The organism is Nocardia sp. NPDC059691, from assembly GCF_042733915.1.
In the GTDB taxonomy this organism is placed as follows: Bacteria; Actinomycetota; Actinomycetes; order Mycobacteriales; family Mycobacteriaceae; genus Nocardia; species Nocardia sichangensis.
In genome coordinates this window covers 108,900-126,113 of the sequence record NZ_JBHWFB010000016.1, presented here as the reverse complement: position 1 = coordinate 126,113, position 17,214 = coordinate 108,900, and the positions used below count along the sequence as shown (strand labels likewise).

The 17,214-nt window shown below is 70.4% G+C and carries 14 protein-coding genes; 3 read left to right on the top strand and 11 right to left on the bottom strand.

The annotated features are described in order from the left end of the window. Nucleotides 1–81 precede the first annotated feature (81 nt). Together ACFV2O_RS30380 and ACFV2O_RS30375 are read left to right on the top strand one after the other, a co-directional pair. Nucleotides 82–978: a glycosyltransferase family 2 protein gene (locus ACFV2O_RS30380; protein ID WP_355077177.1), complete on the top strand. Its 897-nt coding sequence runs from the start codon at nt 82–84 to the stop codon at nt 976–978. Between the two features lie 44 nt (nt 979–1,022). Next, nucleotides 1,023–2,102, top strand: coding sequence for an NDP-sugar synthase (locus ACFV2O_RS30375; protein WP_356967317.1), 1,080 nt, complete (start codon nt 1,023–1,025; stop codon nt 2,100–2,102). 134 nt (nt 2,103–2,236) lie between these two features. On the opposite strand, the gene ACFV2O_RS30370 is transcribed toward ACFV2O_RS30375, so the two are convergent. The 7 genes from ACFV2O_RS30370 to ACFV2O_RS30340 form a co-directional block, all read right to left on the bottom strand. Beyond that, on the bottom strand, nt 2,237–3,832 hold the full coding sequence (locus ACFV2O_RS30370; protein WP_379254902.1) for a carboxylesterase/lipase family protein: 1,596 nt from the start codon (nt 3,830–3,832) through the stop codon (nt 2,237–2,239). A gap of 211 nt (nt 3,833–4,043) precedes the next feature. Further along, nucleotides 4,044–7,817, bottom strand: coding sequence for an ABC transporter ATP-binding protein (locus ACFV2O_RS30365; RefSeq protein ID WP_379254901.1), 3,774 nt, complete (start codon nt 7,815–7,817; stop codon nt 4,044–4,046). Beyond that, on the bottom strand, nt 7,814–9,160 hold the full coding sequence (locus tag ACFV2O_RS30360) for an LLM class flavin-dependent oxidoreductase (protein ID WP_379254899.1): 1,347 nt from the start codon (nt 9,158–9,160) through the stop codon (nt 7,814–7,816). Before ACFV2O_RS30360 ends, ACFV2O_RS30365 begins: the two co-directional genes overlap by 4 nt. Before the next feature lie 12 nt (nt 9,161–9,172). Next, nucleotides 9,173–9,895, bottom strand: coding sequence for an ABC transporter ATP-binding protein (locus tag ACFV2O_RS30355; RefSeq protein WP_379254898.1), 723 nt, complete (start codon nt 9,893–9,895; stop codon nt 9,173–9,175). Beyond that, nucleotides 9,871–10,719 carry an ABC transporter permease gene (locus tag ACFV2O_RS30350; protein WP_355077189.1) on the bottom strand — a complete coding sequence of 283 codons (849 nt, stop codon included), beginning with the start codon at nt 10,717–10,719 and terminating at the stop codon, nt 9,871–9,873. Before ACFV2O_RS30350 ends, ACFV2O_RS30355 begins: the two co-directional genes overlap by 25 nt. A 34-nt stretch (nt 10,720–10,753) precedes the next feature. Then, the gene (locus ACFV2O_RS30345; RefSeq protein ID WP_364432540.1) at nt 10,754–11,797 is read right to left on the bottom strand and encodes an ABC transporter substrate-binding protein; all 1,044 of its coding nucleotides are present in this window, start codon (nt 11,795–11,797) and stop codon (nt 10,754–10,756) included. A 168-nt stretch (nt 11,798–11,965) separates the two neighbouring features. Further along, the gene (locus tag ACFV2O_RS30340) at nt 11,966–13,102 is read right to left on the bottom strand and encodes an ROK family protein (protein ID WP_379254896.1); all 1,137 of its coding nucleotides are present in this window, start codon (nt 13,100–13,102) and stop codon (nt 11,966–11,968) included. A gap of 119 nt (nt 13,103–13,221) precedes the next feature. On the opposite strand from ACFV2O_RS30340, the gene ACFV2O_RS30335 reads away from it, so the two are divergent. Further along, nucleotides 13,222–13,449: a zinc ribbon domain-containing protein gene (locus tag ACFV2O_RS30335; protein ID WP_379254894.1), complete on the top strand. Its 228-nt coding sequence runs from the start codon at nt 13,222–13,224 to the stop codon at nt 13,447–13,449. Nucleotides 13,450–13,464: 15 nt separating this feature from the next. Here the strand turns inward: ACFV2O_RS30335 and ACFV2O_RS30330 are convergent, their stop codons facing one another. Genes ACFV2O_RS30330 through ACFV2O_RS30315 form a run of 4 tightly spaced genes read right to left on the bottom strand, consistent with a single transcriptional unit; the run spans nt 13,465 to nt 17,113 of the window. After that, the gene (locus tag ACFV2O_RS30330) at nt 13,465–13,740 is read right to left on the bottom strand and encodes a SelT/SelW/SelH family protein (protein WP_379254892.1); all 276 of its coding nucleotides are present in this window, start codon (nt 13,738–13,740) and stop codon (nt 13,465–13,467) included. A gap of 18 nt (nt 13,741–13,758) precedes the next feature. Further along, nucleotides 13,759–14,148 (bottom strand): YchJ family protein, encoded by a 390-nt coding sequence (locus tag ACFV2O_RS30325; protein ID WP_379254891.1) that lies wholly within the window; start codon nt 14,146–14,148, stop codon nt 13,759–13,761. 21 nt (nt 14,149–14,169) lie between these two features. Continuing rightward, complete coding sequence (locus ACFV2O_RS30320) at nt 14,170–14,661, bottom strand: hypothetical protein (protein ID WP_355077200.1); 492 nt, start codon at nt 14,659–14,661, stop codon at nt 14,170–14,172. A gap of 7 nt (nt 14,662–14,668) precedes the next feature. After that, nucleotides 14,669–17,113, bottom strand: coding sequence for an AAA family ATPase (locus tag ACFV2O_RS30315; protein WP_379254889.1), 2,445 nt, complete (start codon nt 17,111–17,113; stop codon nt 14,669–14,671). Nucleotides 17,114–17,214: the final 101 nt, after the last annotated feature.

The window sequence follows — 17,214 nt, the reverse complement described above, 5'->3', positions numbered from 1 at the left end:
CCGGCATCCTCCACCTCGGCTGCGGACGAGCGCGAGCCATCGACGGACGGCTTGCGGTTGCGCCCGTTAAGGTTGGCTGTCGTGAGTGATTCCGAATCCGCCGCGCCCGCGGGCCTGGCCGTCGTCACGGTGACCTACTCGCCGGGTGAGCACCTAGAGCACTTCATCAGCACTCTAGCCGGGGCCACCGCCGAGAAACCTCAGGTGATCCTCGCCGACAACGGGTCGGTCGACGGTGTGCCGGAGCTGGTCGCCGAGGCCAATTCGCACGTGCGGCTGCTGCGCACCGGCGGCAACATCGGTTACGGCGGCGCGATCAACCGGGCGGTCGCGGAGATCGATCCGGCGATCGAATTCGTCGTGATCGCCAACCCGGATATCCGCTGGGGCACCGATTCCATCGACAAACTGCTCGCCGCCGCCAAGCGCTGGCCGCGCGCGGGCGCGCTCGGTCCGCTGGTGCTGGAGCCGGACGGCAGCGTGTACCCGTCGGCCCGCCGGGTGCCCGGCCTGCTCGACGGCGCCGGACACGCGATCCTGGGCACGGTGTGGAAGTCCAACCCGTGGACCCGCAGGTACCGGCAGGAGAACGAGGAGATCTCCGAGCGAGCCGTCGGCTGGCTGTCGGGGTCGTGCCTGCTGGTGCGGCGCGCGGCGTTCGACTCGATCGACGGTTTCGACTCGCGCTACTTCATGTACATGGAGGACGTCGACTTCGGCGACCGGATGGGCAAGGCGGGTTGGCACAACGTTTTCGTGCCGGACGCCGAGGTAACCCATGCCAAAGGTCACGCAGCGGGCCGCCATCCCGAAGTGATGCTGCCCGCCCACCATGCCAGCGCCTACCGGTTCCAGGCCGACCGGCATCCGCACTGGTGGCAGGCTCCGCTGCGGTTGGCGCTGCGGGCCGGACTTGCGGTCCGCTCGCGGATTGCGGTTCGATCTGCCCTGCGCCAGCAGGCGCGCGACGCCGGGTAACCGGCGACGGCGGCGAGAAACGACCTTGTGAACAGGGGAGCTTGATGGCAGGAAATACAGGCACCGACGCGGTGATCCTGGTCGGCGGGCAGGGCACGCGGCTGCGGCCGCTGACCCTTTCGGCGCCCAAGCCGATGCTGCCGACGGCCGGGCTCCCGTTCCTGACCCATCTGCTCGCCCGTATCGCCGAGGCCGGGATCACGCACGTGGTGCTGGGCACGTCGTTCAAGGCCGAAGTGTTCGAGGAGCACTTCGGCGACGGCTCCGAGCTGGGCTTGGAGATCGAGTACGTCACCGAGACCGAGCCGCTCGGCACCGGCGGCGCGATCCGCAACGTGCTGCCCAAGCTGCGCGCGGACAACGTGATGGTGTTCAACGGCGACGTGCTCGGCGGAACCGACCTCGGCGCGGTGCTCGACACCCACGAGTCGACCCGCGCCGACGTGACGCTGCACCTGGTCCGGGTCAGCGACCCGCGCGCGTTCGGTTGCGTGCCCACCGACGAGGACGGCCGGGTCACCGCGTTCCTGGAGAAGACCCAGGATCCGCCGACCGATCAGATCAACGCCGGGTGCTACGTCTTCCGCCGGGAGTACATCGAGAAGATCCCGGCGGGGCGTCCGGTGTCGGTGGAGCGCGAGGTGTTCCCTGCGCTGTTGACCGAGGGCGCCCGCGTCCAGGGGTACGTCGACGCTTCCTACTGGCGCGACATGGGCACGCCCGAGGACTTCGTGCGTGGCTCCGCCGATCTGGTGCGCGGCATCGCGCCCTCCCCCGCCCTGCCGGGGCAGCGCGGTGAATCGCTGGTGCATCCCGGCGCGGGTGTCGCTCCGGGTGCGGTGCTCATCGGCGGCACGGTCGTCGGCCGCGGCGCCGAGATCGGCGCGGGCGCGCGCCTGGACGGCGCGGTCGTCTTCGACGGCGCGGTGATCGAGGCGGGCGCGACGGTGGAGCGCACCATCATCGGCTTCGGGGCGCGCATCGGCCCCCGCGCGCTGGTCCGCGACGGCGTCATCGGAGACGGCGCGAACATCGGCGCCCGCTGCGAACTGCTGCGCGGCGCTCGCGTCTGGCCCGGCGTGGAGATTCCCGACGGCGGCATCCGCTTCTCCACCGACGTCTGAGGCGCTCACGCTCGCCGGGTGCCGCGATCGACCAGGCATCCGGCGGCGGCGCGATCGGGCTGGTGTTGCCGCCACTTCCGGCGCCTGCCGACGGCGCGGACGACCCGAATCGCGTGCTGTGCGAAGAACGTCTGCTAGGAGAACCCGACGGCTTGCTGTCCCCAGGCGGTGTGCAGGTCGCGGTCGGGGTCGTCGACCACGCGATCGACGCCGTCGATGAGCAGTGTGGCGCGGGCGCCCAGGCGATACGGCCGCCAGTGCTTGGAGCCGTCGAGCGCGGCGGGGACGCCGTGCGCGGCGAAGGCCAGCCAGCGGCGCATCACGCGCCCGGAGACGTCCATGGCCGCTTTGCGGCCGCCGAGCCAGAAGGTCGGATCGAGGTTCAGCGTCCCGAAATTGCCGAAGACGTAAGGCAATTCGGTGGCGTGACCGGCGCCGACACGGGCGGCCCTCAGCATCGGGGTCGCGTAGTCGAAGCGGTACATCCACGTGGGCGAGTGCTCGGCGTGACCGTCGGCCACCCAGTGCGCCGGCATCCGGAACGCCGCGTCGGTCGACATCGCCAGCGCCCCGCGCGCCTTTTTCAGGTCCGGGTAGGCCGAGGTGATCTCGGCGATGCGCTCCGCGGACATCTCCGGGTGGCTCGCCGCGACGTCGCGCAGCATCGCGTTCACCGCGTCCGGGGTCACCGGCATGATCGGCGAGCGCAGCAGCCGGAACAGCGACGCCTCGTCCTTGTTGGTGCCGATGATCAACGGCACCCGGTGCGACTGTCCGCGCTGGAACCGGTCGATCGGGTAGGTCGGCAGCAGATCGCCATCGACCACGGGCGCGGCCGCAAGCCGGCCCGGCTCCTTCAGCGGTATCTCGTCGAGCAGGACGCCCGCCGCCGCCACGATCCGCTCGATCGGGCAGTCCAGCAGCTCTTCGGCCCTGGTCGCGGGCAGCTCGATCAGCTCGAGGAACCGCTGCGCCACAGTCGCGGCCCGTTCCTGCCCGAACACCGTCGTGGCGGGCGGGCTCTGCGCGATCGCCCGGTGGAACAGCCCGGCGGCGCGGGGGGCGGTCAGCAGCGCGGTGACGCAACCCGCGCCGGAGGACTCGCCGAAGAGCGTGACGTTGCCGGGATCGCCGCCGAACGCGGCGATGTTGTCGCGTACCCATTCCAGTGCGGCGATCTGGTCGTGCAGACCGAGGTTCGGCGCGAAGTCGTCGCCGAGCGAGGAGAAGTCGAGGAAGCCGAGCGCACCGAGCCGATAGTTGACCCCGACGACCACGACGTCACCGGCCGCGGCCAGCTTGCGCCCGTCGTAGATCTGCTGCGCGGCGGTGCCCAGGCAGTACGCGCCGCCGTGCAGCCAGACCAGCACCGGGCGCGGCTCGGTGTCCGGGCCACGGGTGGGATCGCCCGTCTCCGGCCGCGGTGACCAGACGTTGAGCCACAGACAGTCCTCGCCCATGGTCAGGCCGGAGTCGACGGGGACCATGGTGCCCATCGTCTGCGGCGCGATCTGCCCGAAAACGGTGCAGTCGCGCACCCCGTCCCAAGGCTGCGGGGCCCGTGGCGGAGCGAATCTGGCCGGACCGGTGGGAGCCGCCGCGTAGGGGATGCTGCGCCAGACCGACACCGGCCCTTCGCGCACACCACGCACGTCGCCGTAGGCCGTTCGCGCGATGGGCTCGGCCGAACCGTCGGGACCGGGCACCGCCTCGGAGAACTGAGCGCGCATCGCAGACCTCCTCATACTTCTTTTTCGAGAGTACGTCGAAGATCAGTACGAGAGCGTCGCGATGCCGTGACATTGCCGCGTCGACTCCCATTCATCCGCTGTTCAGGCCCCTGGCCGGCGCCGCGGTGTCGAATCGGTCACGCGAGCGCAGGCGCCCACCGCCACCTGGGGATAGCCAGGAGAATGCTCCTGCTGTCACGGTGGCGCGGGATCAGGTCGCGGCCTCCGGTTCCCGGTCACCGACCGACGCCGTGTCGTCGCCGACATACGCCGCCCACAAGCGGCGATACGGCCCGTCCTCGCCGAGCAGTTGCGCGTGCGTGCCGGTCTGCAACAGCCGCCCCTCGCCCACCACCGCGATGAGATCCGCGTCCGCGGCGGTGGCGAGCCGGTGCGCGACCACGATGGTCGTGCGCCCGGCGGTGAGCACGTCCACCGCGGCCCGCACCCTGGCCTCGGTCGCCAGATCCAGCGAGGCGGTGGCCTCGTCCAGGATCAGGATGTCCGGCTCGACGAGCTGGGCCCGCGCGAGCGCGAGCAGCTGGCGCTGGCCCGCCGACATGCTGCGTCCGTGGTCGCCGGTGGGCTGGTAGTACCCGTGCTCCAGCGCGGCGATCATCTCGTGCGCGCCCACCGCCCGCGCCGCCCACTCGATGTCGGCGGGCGTGGCCTCCGGCTTGCCGTAGGAGATTGCCGCGCGCACGGTGTCGCCGAACAGGAACGGTTCCTGCGGGACCACGCCGAGCCGCTTGCGATACTCGCGCAAGCGATAGTCGCGCACGTCGACGCCGTCGACCAGCACCGCGCCCTCGGTCGGGTCGTAGAACCTGGCCAGCAGCTTCACCAGCGTCGACTTGCCCGCGCCCGTCTCGCCGACCAGCGCCACCTTCTGCCCCGGCTCGATGCGCAGATCGATACCCGAGAGCACCGGCTCGGCGCGGGTCTCGTAGGTGAATCCGACTCCGCGCAACTCGATCGCACCGTTCAGGCGGGACACCGCACGCGCGTCGGCGGCGTCCGGGGTGGCGACCGGCGTGCGCAGCAGTTCGCCGAGCCGATCGACGCCGACCACGGCCTGCTGGTAGCTGTCGAAGACCTGGGACAGCTGCTGGATCGGCGCGAACAGCAGATCCACGTAGAGCAGGAAGGCGATGAGCGTGCCCGCGGTGAGCACGGCCTCGCGCACCTGGTGCACGCCCACCGCGAGCACCGCAGCCGTGGCCACCACGGACATGAACTCGATGAACGGGAAGAACACGGCCATCAGGATCTGGCTGCGCAGGCGCGCGTCGCGATAGTCCCAGGACCGCCGCTCGAACTCGGCCCGATTGCGCTCCTCGCGCCGGTAGGCCTGGGTGACCTTGATGTTGTCGACGTTCTCCTGCAGGTAGGCGTTGACGATGCTGACCCGCTCGCGTGCGAGGTTGTAGGCGGGCACCGACGCACGCCGGAACGCCGCCGTCGAGATCACCAGCAGCGGGAGCAGCGCGAGTACCACCAGCGCCAGCCGCGCGTCGATGACCAGCAGTGCGATCACGACGCCCGCGATGGTCACCGTGCTGGTGAGCGCGGTGGCCAGGCCGGTTTGCAGGAACGCGGAGAGCCCGTCGACGTCGGTGGTCATCCTGGTCATGATCCGGCCGCCGAGTTCGCGCTCGTAGTACTGCAAGCCGAGCCGTTGCAACTGCGCGAAGGTCTTCACTCGCAGGCCGTACAGCAGCCGCTCGCCCGCGCGCCCGGTGACCCGTACCTGCGCGACGCTGATCGCCCAGTCCACCGCGACCACGAGCAGCGCGAGCGCCGCCGCGACCAGCAGCACGTCGCGCGCGCCGGCCAGGACGCCGTGGTCGATGCCGTAACGCACCAGGAAGGGAATCAGCACCTGCGCCAGGGCGTCGAGCCCCACCAGACCGAGCCCGGCCAGCAACGGCGCCGCGAACGGCCGCAGCAGCCGCGGCAGCGAGAACTCCGGATCCGGTGTGTGCGAGAAGGATTCGGAGACCTCCGGTTCGCCGGTCAGCGCGGGAAGGCGGTCGATCAGCTCCTGCACGTCACCGCTGGGCGGCGCGGCGGCGAGCATCCCCGGCCCCGCCGCCCGGCCCGCTCCGGCAGGAGCACCGGCGGCACGCTGGGAGAACGCCTTCGCCACCTGCTCCAGGGTGCGTGCGCCGTCATCATCGTCCCCGGCGGGCTCGACCCACAGCGGGGAGGTCGGCGCCTCGGGCCGAGCGAGCCCGGCGTCCACGCCGATTCCCGTCACCTCCGGCGGGGTGAACAGCGCGCGGAACAACTCGCCGGAGTGTTGCAGATCGCGCAGCGTGCCCAGTTCCGCCACCCGTCCGTCGTCGAGCACGGCCACCCGGTCGGCGAGCGCCAGGGTGGACAGGCGATGCGCGACGACGATGGTGGTACGCCCGCGCACCTCCGCCGCGATCCTGGCGTAGATCTGTTCCTCGACCTGCGCGTCGATGGCCGAGGTGGCGTCGTCGAGAACCAGGATGGGCGCGTCGGTGAGCAGCGCGCGGGCCAGCGCGATGCGCTGCCGCTGCCCGCCGGACAGCCGCTGCCCGCGCTCGCCGATCCTGGTATCCAGTCCTTCGGGCAGCGTCTGCACGAACCCGTCGGCCGCGGCGAGATACAAAGCGTGCCAGACCTCTTCGTCCGTGGCCGCCGGACGTCCATATGCCACGTTGGCCCGGATGCTGTCGGCCATCAGGTGGGTGTCCTCGAACACCATCGCCACTTGGTCGCGGGCGTCGGACAGGTAGCGGATGTCGACGCCGTCGAACAGGACGGCCCCGGCGTCCGGGTCGACCAGACGCGGAAGCAATTGCGCCAGTAGCGATTTGCCGCTGCCCGCACCGCCCGCGATCGCCATGGTCTCGCCCGGCTCGACGGTCAGTTCCAGCCCGTCGAGCACCCGGGTGCGGTCGAAACCGAAACCGACGCCGCGGAACTCGACGCGCGGGGGCGTACTGCCGCGCACCGTCTCGACCTGGGGACGTTCCACCGGCGTCGGCGCCTCGATCACCTCGCGCACCCGGTCCAGCGACGCCTTGCCCTGCTGGCTGACCGTCAGCAGCATGGCGAACTGCCGGATCGGGCTGACGAACGAGCCGAGATAGGTCATGAACGCCAAGAAGGTGCCCAGCGTGATGGACTGCGACAGCGCCAGCAGCCCGCCCGCGATCAGGATCAGCGCCTGTCCCGCCGCGGGCACGGCCTGCATCGCCGGGGTGAACCGGCTGGTGATGCGCGCGACGCGCAGCCGGGAGCGGTACAGCTCCCGCGCCTTCGCGGCCAATCCGTCGAGTTCGTGCCGTTCCTGGCCGAATCCCTTCACCACTCGCACCCCGGCGACCGCGGCCTCCACCCGCATCGCCACCTCGGCGGCGCGGGCCTGCGCGTCCCAGTTGGCTGGGAAGAGTTTGCGCTGGCTGCGCCGGGTGATGATCCACAAGGCGGGAACCACGAGCAGCGCGATCACGGTCAGGGCGGGCGACATCAGAGTCATCAGGGTCAGCGCACCGGCGAGCAGCACCACATTGCCCGCCACCATGGGAATGAGCTGCACGAACATCTGGATCAGCGTGACGTCGGTGATCGCCCGGCTGACCACCTGACCGGTCCGCAGGTCCGCCTGCTCGCGGCCGTCCAGCCGCAGCAGCGCGGCGAACAGGTCCCGGCGCAGATCGTGCTGCACACCCAGCGACAGCTGGGACGACGCCACCCGGCGCGTGAACGATGACCCGAATCGCGCCGCGCCGACGAGCAGCAGCAGCGCCGCCCACGGCGCCACCGACGCCGCGGTGGTGGTGAGCGTGTCCACCACGTGCCGCACGATGAGGGGCAGCACCGCCGTCAGCAGCGCCGCCGCGAGCGCACCGGCGCCCGCGGCCACGACCAGGCGGCGGTGCTCGAGACAGCGGCGCGTCAGGTACCGGATCCATCCCGGCTGGGACGGATCCGGTTGAACCGAGCTCATCGGGCGACCACGAGCGCGTCCGCGGTGTCGTACTGGTTGGCCGGCCGGTCCAGGCCGTAGTGCCCACGCAGGGTGGTCTCGGTGTACTCGGTGCGGAACAGCCCGCGCTGCTGCAGGATCGGCACCACTTGGTCGACGAAGCGCTCCAGTCCGGAGGGCAGCACGGCAGGCATGATGTTGAACCCGTCGGCGGCGCCCTCCCGGAACCAGTGCTCGATGGTGTCGGCCACCTGCTCGGGCGTGCCCGCGAAGGTGCGGTGCCCGCGGCCGCCGCCGAGCCGCCCGATCAGCTGGCGCAGCGTGAGTCGTTCGCGCCGGGCGAGGTTCACGATGAGCGTGAACCGGCTCTTGGCGCCCTGGATCTCGTCCTCGGTGGGCAGATCCTCGGGCAGTTCGCTGTCCAGGTCGAGTTGCTCGATCGGAAGTTTGAAGTGCGCGGCCAGCTGGCGGCGCGCGTACTCCGGCGAGATCAGGCGCTCGAGTTCGGCGTCGAGTTCGCGTGCCTGTTCCTCGGTGTCGCCGATGACGGGGACGATCCCGGGCAGGATCTTGATCGTCTCCGGGTCACGGCCCAGCGCGACCGCGCGCTGCTTGAGATCGGTGTAGAACGCCTTGCCGTCCTCGAGCGTCTGCTGCGCGGTGAACACCGCTTCCGCGTAGCGGGCGGCGAAGTTCTTGCCGTCCTCCGAGGAGCCCGCCTGCACCAGCACCGGGTAGCCCTGCGGCGAGCGCGGCACGTTCAACGGACCGTCGACCTTGAAGAACTCGCCGTGGTGGCCGATCTTGCGAACCTTGCTCGCGTCGGTGTGGATGCCGAGGCTCTTGTCCGCGACGATCGCGTCGTCGTCCCAGCTGTCCCACAGCTTGGTGGCCACGTCGACGAACTCGGCGGCTTTCTCGTAACGCAGCTGGTGGTCCGGGGTGTCGTCCAGACCGAAGTTGCGCGCGGCGTCGGCGCCCGCGGTGGTGACGATGTTCCAGCCGACCCGGCCGTTGCTCACCCAGTCCACCGAGGAGAACCGGCGTGCCAGGTTGTAGGGATCGTTGTAGCTGGTGGAGGCGGTGGCGATCAGGCCGATCCGGCTGGTCTGCACGGCCACCGCGGTGAGGATCACGGTCGGCTCCAGCTTGCCGCTCGGCCTGCGGCCGGGATCGCCCATCAGCACCGGGCTGTCGGCGAAGAAGATCGAGTCCAGCTTGCCGCGCTCGGCGGTGCGGGCCAGCTCGACGTAGTAGTTGATGTCGGTGTGCGCGTACGGATCGCTTTCCGGCAGCCGCCAGGCCGCCTCGTGGTGTCCCACCGACATCAGGAAGGCGTTGAGGTGCAGTTGTTTACCGGACATGGTCGGGTCCTTTCAGACAGCGGCCGGGGCGACGCCCAGCGAAGCGAGCAATGCGCGACGGACGCGCTGGAATTCGGGCAGACTCGGGTCGCGCTCGGCGGGCAGGTCCACCGGCACGTCGACCGTGATGCGCCCCTCGTCGAGCACGAGCACCCGGTCGGCGAGCGCGATCGCCTCGTCCACGTCGTGGGTGACCAGCAGCACGGTCGGGCGGCGGCGCCGGATCAGTTGCCGCAGCAGCTCGTGCATCTTGATCCTGGTCAGCGCGTCCAGCGCGCCGAAGGGTTCGTCGGCCAGCAGCAGGTCCGGCTCGCCCACCAGGGAGCGGGCCAGCGAAACCCGTTGCTGCTCGCCGCCGGAGAGCTGGTTGGGCCACGCCCGTTCGCGTCCGGCGAGACCGACCTCGGTGAGTACCCGCACCGCCGCGGCCTTGCGCGAGCGCGGCTGGCCGTAGAGCACGTTGGCCAGCACCCGTTGCCATGGCAGCAGGCGGGAGTCCTGGAACACCACCGACGTCTTGGCGGGCACCCGCAGCGTGCCCGACCCGGCCACGTCGTAGTCGAGTCCGGCCAGCGCGCGCAGCAGCGTGCTCTTGCCCGACCCGCTGCGGCCGAGCAGGGCGACGAACTGCCCGGCCGGGATCGTCAGCGTGATGCCGTCCAGCACCGTGCGTTCCCCGAAACCGCGGGTCAGTCCGCGGACCTGTACGCCTACCCCGCGATCGTCCGTCGCCACGACAGCACCTTCCGCTCGACCAGCCGGATGACACCGTCGGACAACAGTCCGAACGTGCCGTAGACCGCGAGGCCCACCAGGATCACGTCGGCCTGACCGTAGTTCTGGGCGTTCTGCATCATCTTGCCCAACCCGTCGATGGCGTTGACGGATTCGACGACGATCAGCGCCAGCCACGCGCCGGTCACCGAGAGCCGAAGGCCGAGGAAGAAGCCGGGCAGCGAACCGGGTACCACGACCTTCCTGATGAACGTGGCCCGCGAAACCCGCTGCACCTCCGACAGTTCCACCAGCCGCTGATCGATGGTGGTGAGCGAGGCGTGCGTCTGGATATACATGGTGATCACCACGCCGAGGGTGATCAGCACGATCTTGAACGATTCGCCGATGCCGAGCCAGAGGATCATCAGCGGAATCAGGCCGAGGCTTGGGATCGCCCGCTTCACTTGGATCGGGCCGTCCACCAGCGACTCACCGAATCGGGACAGGCCCGCGATCAGGGCGAGCGTCGTGCCGACCAGCACGCCGATGCCGAGGCCGATGCCCGCGCGCTGCAGCGAGGCGGATACGTTCGCCGCCAGCGAACCGTTGACGAGCAGGTCCCAGCCCGTTTCCAGCACGGTCCACGGCGCCGACAGCTTGCGTTCGTCGAGCCAGCCGAAGTGCGCGCCTGCCGCCCAGAGGCCGAGCACTACTAGGACGCCGAGCATCCGGGCGAACGGAACGGACTTGCGCAGCCCGAGCCTGCGCAATTGCCTGCGTTCGACGAATCCGTCGGTCCGTGACGGCGGCGCCGCTACGGTGCGAGTCAGTGCGATGGTCATGGCGACTCCTGTGTTGTGCGGGCGCTCGAGCGGTTCACCGGGTGTCCTGGGTGCGGTAGTTCGCGGTCACCGCCTCGGCGGCGACTCGTTCGAAGCGGCGGTCGAAAAGTTCGTTCGCGTCGAACCGCTTGCCGAAATAGCCCGAACCGGTGAGCAAGTCGACGGTGTCCTGCTCCCATGCGATCGCTTTGTCCCAATTGTCCGGGAAATAGGGGCGCGGTGTCGTATCCAGAATTCGCCTGCCGTCCGCCGCGGAGACTTCCTGGTCTTTCACGTAGTAAGAGGAGATCCATTGTTCCTGGTGCTCCCAGGCCCAGACATCGCCGCGCGCCCAGAACTCGACGAATTGCCGGACGGCCGCGAGTTTGGCCGAGTCGCGCAGGACCGCGGTCGGCGCCCACAGCACGGTCAGCGCGTCCACCGCGGGCGTGGCCACCGCCGTGGCGCCTTGCCCGCGGTATTTGTCCAGGTATTTGGTCAGCGTCGGCTCCCCCAGCGGGGCGACGTCGATCTGCTTGCCCTGCAACGCGGTAAGGAACTGCGGGCTGTTGAGTTCCACCAGCTGCACTTCGTTCAGGCCGATGCCCGCGGCGCGCAGGGTGCGCAGCACCACCACGCCCTGGGCCTGGCCAGGCGAGAAGCCGATCTTCTTGCCGCGCAACTCCTGGATCGAGTTGACGGTCACGCCGGGTGCGGTGGCCAGCTGATAGTTCGGGATGTCACGGACTTTGACGCCGACGATCTTGGCGTCGAGACCGGTCGCGTGGGCGTGGATGGGCGGGATGCCCGCGTTCGTCGCGATATCCACCGAACCGCCACGGAAGGCCTGGATGACATCGGGGCCCGCGGAGACGGCGGGCCAAGCCGACACGGTGAACGGCAGCTTGCCGATCTCACCGGAGGTTTCCAGCGCGACGCGGGTGGTGTTGACCGCCACCGACAACGAGGTGCCTGCCGGAACGGTGGTCGGCAGAGCGGATTTCAGATCGGTGTCGCCGCCCTCATCGGTGGCGCACGAGACGGCGAGCAGAGCGGTGGCGGAGGTGACGAGTGCTAATCGCCGGAGAGAATTGCGCACGGTGATTTCCTGGGTCGAATCCGGTGTTCTCGGGAATATCTCGCTCCCGGACAACACCGCAGTTGCGATCCGGTCCCGGCAATGGCTCGGTGCATTTCTTTCATGAAAGAACTTTCCCGAATAACCGTGCCGCACGTCAATATTCGTTCTACTTAAAATAAGTCGGAGTCAAACGGCCGCCTCCAGCGCGCGCAGCGGAGTGTGGAACAGGCTGTGCAGCACTACCGCGCCCGCGGACATCTCCAGGACTCGTCCCTCGAACGACGAACCGACCACCAGTTCGGCCGGGTCGGTACACAACAGCGAATGTTCGCGAACGGCCGCGAGATACGCCTCCCACACGCCGCCGACGCGACGGCCGCGGTCGACCACTACCACCGATTCGGGATCGAGCAGATCGATCAGCGCCGCGACGACCCGGCCGAGCACGCGGGCGCGCTCCAGGAACAGCCCGCGCACGGGCGCGCCTTCGGCCGCCACCGCCACCAACTCGGGCATGGTCGACGCCACGCCGCAGCGCTCGAGCAGCGCATGATCGGAGTAGTAGTCGTCGAGCGAGGAGCCCCCCTGCGGGCCCGCGCTCTTTCCCGCGCCCAGGCCGAGCAGCGACTCGATCGATCCGGCTCCAGACCTCGGCCCATAGTGCACCTGCCCGTGCACCGCGATGGCCACATCGATCACGTTGCCGACGAACAGCACCACCGAGCTCGCCGTCGCGCCCATGCGGCCGAACAGCTGCTCGGCGTGCATCAGCGCTCTGGTGTGACTGTCGAGCTGGGTCGGCAATCCGGTGCGCGCGGCGAGATACTCCCGCACCGGGACGTCACGCCAGCGCAGGAAGGAATGGTCCACCACCGACCCCGCCGTTCGGTCGACCCGGCCGCCGGTAGCGACGCCCAGACCCACGATCCGCAGGCCGCCGGACTCGTCGCGGACCCGGCACACCTCGGCGGCGGCGGTGGCCAGGATGTCGTACGGGGCGTGCGTGCGGTGCGGCACCTTCGTGCTGTGCCGGAGCGTGCCGCCGATGTCCACCAGCGCGACGGTGGTGTGGGTGGCCGCGATGTGCACCGCTATGGCCACGTTGTCGGCGGTGTCGAGCGCCAGCGGGCTGTGCGGTCGGCCGATCCCGGACGCGCCCGCGGTCTCGGGCAGCTCGACGATCAACCCCGCCTCCAGCAGCGCGCGAGTCTGCCACGTCACCGTGGCGGGTGAGATTCCCGCGTGTCTGGCGATCGAACTGCGCGGAGCCGGACCCAGCTCGAGCAACGCTCGAAGTACCGCTCCCGCGCTGCCGTCCGCCATCGCCGTCACCTCTTCATCGCCGCGCTGCCCAGCCACGCTACGGACGCGGCCCGCGGCTGCGAAGCATTTGGCGCAGGCCGATCCGAACACACCGGCGGCACAGGCCCTAAACTGAGCGGATGCCGAGTTACAGCTATCGGTGCCGCAGCTGCGGTGACACGTTCGAGGTGACCCGTCCGATGGCGGAGTCGGCCGCGCCGGCGACCTGCCCGATCGGCCACGACGACACGGTCAAGTTGCTGACCACCTTCGCCACCGTCTCCCGAGGCGGCGCGGGCGCGCCCGCACCAACCCCGGCGGCGCCCCCGGCGGGCGGCGGCTGCTGCGGTGGCGGCTGCTGCGGCTGAGTTCCCGGCGCGGTCTCACTCGCGCCGGTCGACATGACCGAGGTCGCGCTCGGGTGCGACCCGGTCGCGCACCCGCTGCTTCAGCACCGTGATGTCGGGAAATCCGCCGTCGGCCTTGCGCTCCCAGATCTGTTCGCCGTCCACGGTGATCCGGAAGACCCCGCCCGAACCCGGCAGCAGCGCGACTTCGTCCAGGTCGGTAGCGAAGGTGCTGAGCAATTCCTGCGCCATCCAGCTCGCCCGCAGCAGCCAGCGGCATTGGGTGCAGTACTCGATCGCGACGCGTGCCATGCCCGCTGACGCTACCGCTCAGTCGTCGTGCGTGCCGTCCAGGTAGACCCAGGCGCCGTCGGATCGGGCGAACCGGCTGGTCTCGTGCAGTGCGCCGCGACCGCCCGCGTCGCGGTAGTGCGCGACGAACTCCACCCTGCCGGTGTCGTCGAACAGTCCACCTCGATCGGTCCGGGTGATTTCCAGGAACAACCAGCGCTGGGCGGGATCGAGGGTCAAGGCGGCCGGGCGAGTGCGCGGATGCCACGAACGCAGCAGATAGTCGACATCGCCCACCGCGAACGCGGTGTAGCGCGACCGCATCAGGGCTTCGGCGGTGGGAGCGGGACGCTCGCCGCTCAACACCGGACCGCAGCAGTCCTCGAATGCCTCGCCACGCCCACACGGGCAGCGCCGTGCCTTGTTCATTCCGCGCCCTTCCGACCTGTGTCAGGAATCCCGGCGCGCCCGCACCGCCGCCAGGTCCTCGGCCAAGGCTACGGTCTGCTCCCGCCAGCGCCGCAGATCGGTGACGCTCGGCGCGAGTTCGTAGTCGTGATGGTGCGCGGCGCGCGACAACGCCGCCCAGAGCACGGCCACGCGCGCCGCCACGTCCGGTCCCGCGAAGGCGCGCAGCGCGATGAGCTGTGCCCGCATCGGACAGCGGACCAGCGGGGGCGCCAGCCGCAGCCACAGTTCGTCGACGGCCTGCTCCAGAGCGATCCGCAGAATCCAGGCCGTCGCGCGGGACCACAGCCCGCCCGCGGCGGTCACCGATCCGGCGAGCAACAGATCCACGGTTTCCAGCCGCTCGGCGACCGACGGCCGATTCGCGCGCGAGCGTTGCGCGCCGTTGTTCGGCCCACGCTGCCCGTGCCTGGCCGCGCGTCCGCCGCCCGCGGGTCCACGACGTGCGCCGACCGGCCGACGCCGCCCGCTCATCGGCGCCTCACCGGGCCAGCCACGCGACGAACTTCTCGGTCTCACCGATCAGCTCACGCATATCGCGCCCGATCGGCACGTGCGCGCCCGCCGTGGCGTCGCGCAATGCGTCCACCACCCACCGTCCTTCGCGCGCGATGAGGTTCTTGTTCAAGTCGTCGACCTTGCTGCCGACCCCGAAGACCGCGAGCGCCACTTTCGCCCGGGTCGAATGCGCGGCATCGATGTGGCGTTCCACTTCCGCGTGATCCATGCCCGCGGCGAGCAGGGTGCGCCGCGCCCTGGCCAGACTGGCCGCCTCCACCGCGGAACGGCAGCACGTGGCCACCAGTTCGTCGGCGATCGCCGCGGGCAACTGCGGGGTGCGCACCAATGCGCGGGCGTCGTCCAGATAGCGGCGAATCGGGTCGCTGGACACCCGCACCTCGACCACCGAGCGGTCGCGGCGCTGCACTTCCAGCACGGTCGCGTCGAGCTGCATCCGCCGCACCGCCTCGGCGAGGCGCTCGTCATGGGTGAAGACCACCACCTGCCTGGTCCAGGCGACCGTGGCGAGTACTTGGGCCAGGCCGTCCACCTTGGCCGGGTCCATCGCCTGCACCGGGTCGTCGATCATGACGAAACGGAACGGGCTCTGCTCCACCGTGGCGCGCGGCAGGAACAGCGAGAGACCGAGCGCGTGCAGCTCACCCTGGCTCATCACGCCCAGCGCGGCGCCGTCCACCTCGTCGACGGTCACGTCGAGCAGCACGCGCCGCGCGGTGCCCGCGTTGCCCTGCAAACGGATAGCGCCCAGTTCGACGTTGCTCTGCTGCCGCAGCGTGCGCCACACCCACCGGGCCGTCGTCTCCAGCGGCGTCATGCGCTCGCCGCGCAGACCCGCGGTGGCCGACTTCAGCCAGTCCTCGGCCTTCTTCACGGTGCGCAGCTCCGCGGCGTGCGCGGCCACCTCGCGCGCGCCCTCCAGCCAGGCCACGATCCGTGGCACCAGCGGCGTCCACACCTCGTCCAAGCGGTCGAGTTCCTTGCGGGTGCCCTTCTGCAACAGGTCGAGTTCGTCGACCAGTCGCGCGTGGGCGGCGCGCAGCCGGGCGGGCAGGTCCGGGGCGTATTCGGTGTTGGTCAGCGCGGCCCATTCGGCCCAGGCCTCGCGCACCGCCGTGGTGTCGACCGACGGCGGGTTGCGCGGATCGAAATCCAATTCGGCGGGAACGAGGTCGGGAAGCGCCCGAGCGGCCCGCACCGCGTTGCCGAGTTCGATCCGCGCGGTGGTGAGCGCGTCGACTCGGGCGGTCAGCCGCTCGATGGCGGCATCGGTCTCGCGCGCCCACGCGTCGTCGAGCGCGCCGCGGCCGCACACAGGGCACGGACACGGCCCGCTCGCGGCATGGTGTTCCCGCGCCTTGCGCAGCAGTTCCAGCAGGCGCAGATCGGCTTCGGCGTCGGCGGTGGCTCCCGCGGCCAGCGCCGCGCCCCATTCCTCGAGCCGGGTGGCCACCGCCTCCACTTCGGCGTCCTCGGGCAGCGCCAGCCGCACAATGGCGCGCAGGCCGTCCGGTCCGGTCGGGTCGTCCACCGCGCCGAGCACTTCCCGGCCCACCGCGGCGAGATCCGGTTGGGCGGGCCGCAGCAGCCCGGCGACCCGGACCGCGCGGTCGTCGGCCACCGACGCGAGCAGCTCCAGCAATTCCAGGCGTTCCTGACGCGAATCCCGCACGGCGCGTTCCAGCTCCAGGCGGCGCATCCGGATCCGTTCCTGCGCCAGGGTGAGTTCGTCGAGACCGAGCAGCTGGTGCAGCGCGTCGAACAGGTCGCTCGGTTTCCCGTCCACCAGCGCGCCGAGTTCGCTGTAGGACAGGAAGGGGCGGTAGAGCTCGAGCTGGGCCGCCCACCGGTCGGTGTCGAATCCCGTCGGCGGCGCGGGCGGATAACGCTGGGTCCAGTGCGCGTCCGGCAGGTCCGCGTCGGCCGCCCATTCCTTGGCGATGGTGAGGCGCGGCGCGGCGCCGGCGGTGAGCAACTCCAGCTCGATGCGGGCTGCCGTGCCGTCGTGCAGGTTGCGCCAGCCCTCCCGCCACGCCGCCGAGCGACCGTCCCACCGGCGGTTCCCTCCGGTCATCGCCAACTCCGCGGCCTCGGCGAAACTGGATTTGCCGCTGCCGTTGCGGCCGACCACGAGCGTGAGGCCGGGCCCGGGCGGCAGTTGCAGCGTCGTCTCGGGGCCGATACCCCGGAAACCGCACACCCGGATGGCGCTGAGGAAGATCCCAGAGTGATCGAATGCCGTTGACGCGTCCTCTGTTTCGGCGGCGCCGATGGCGCGCAACACGGTCCGCGCTACCGACGGCGTGACCGCGGGATCCTCGGCCAGGCGTCTCGTCACCACCTCCGACAGCCGGGGCGGCGCGTCCGTGGAACCGGCGGCGTCGACAGCGTCGGGATCCAGGCGCATGCGAAAAACCCCTCCACCATCGAGCCGCAACACGTCCTCCGACCCCGTGCACGGCGCCTTGTCGAAGCTGTGCGGAACGCTACCCGATCACGCCGGAATCG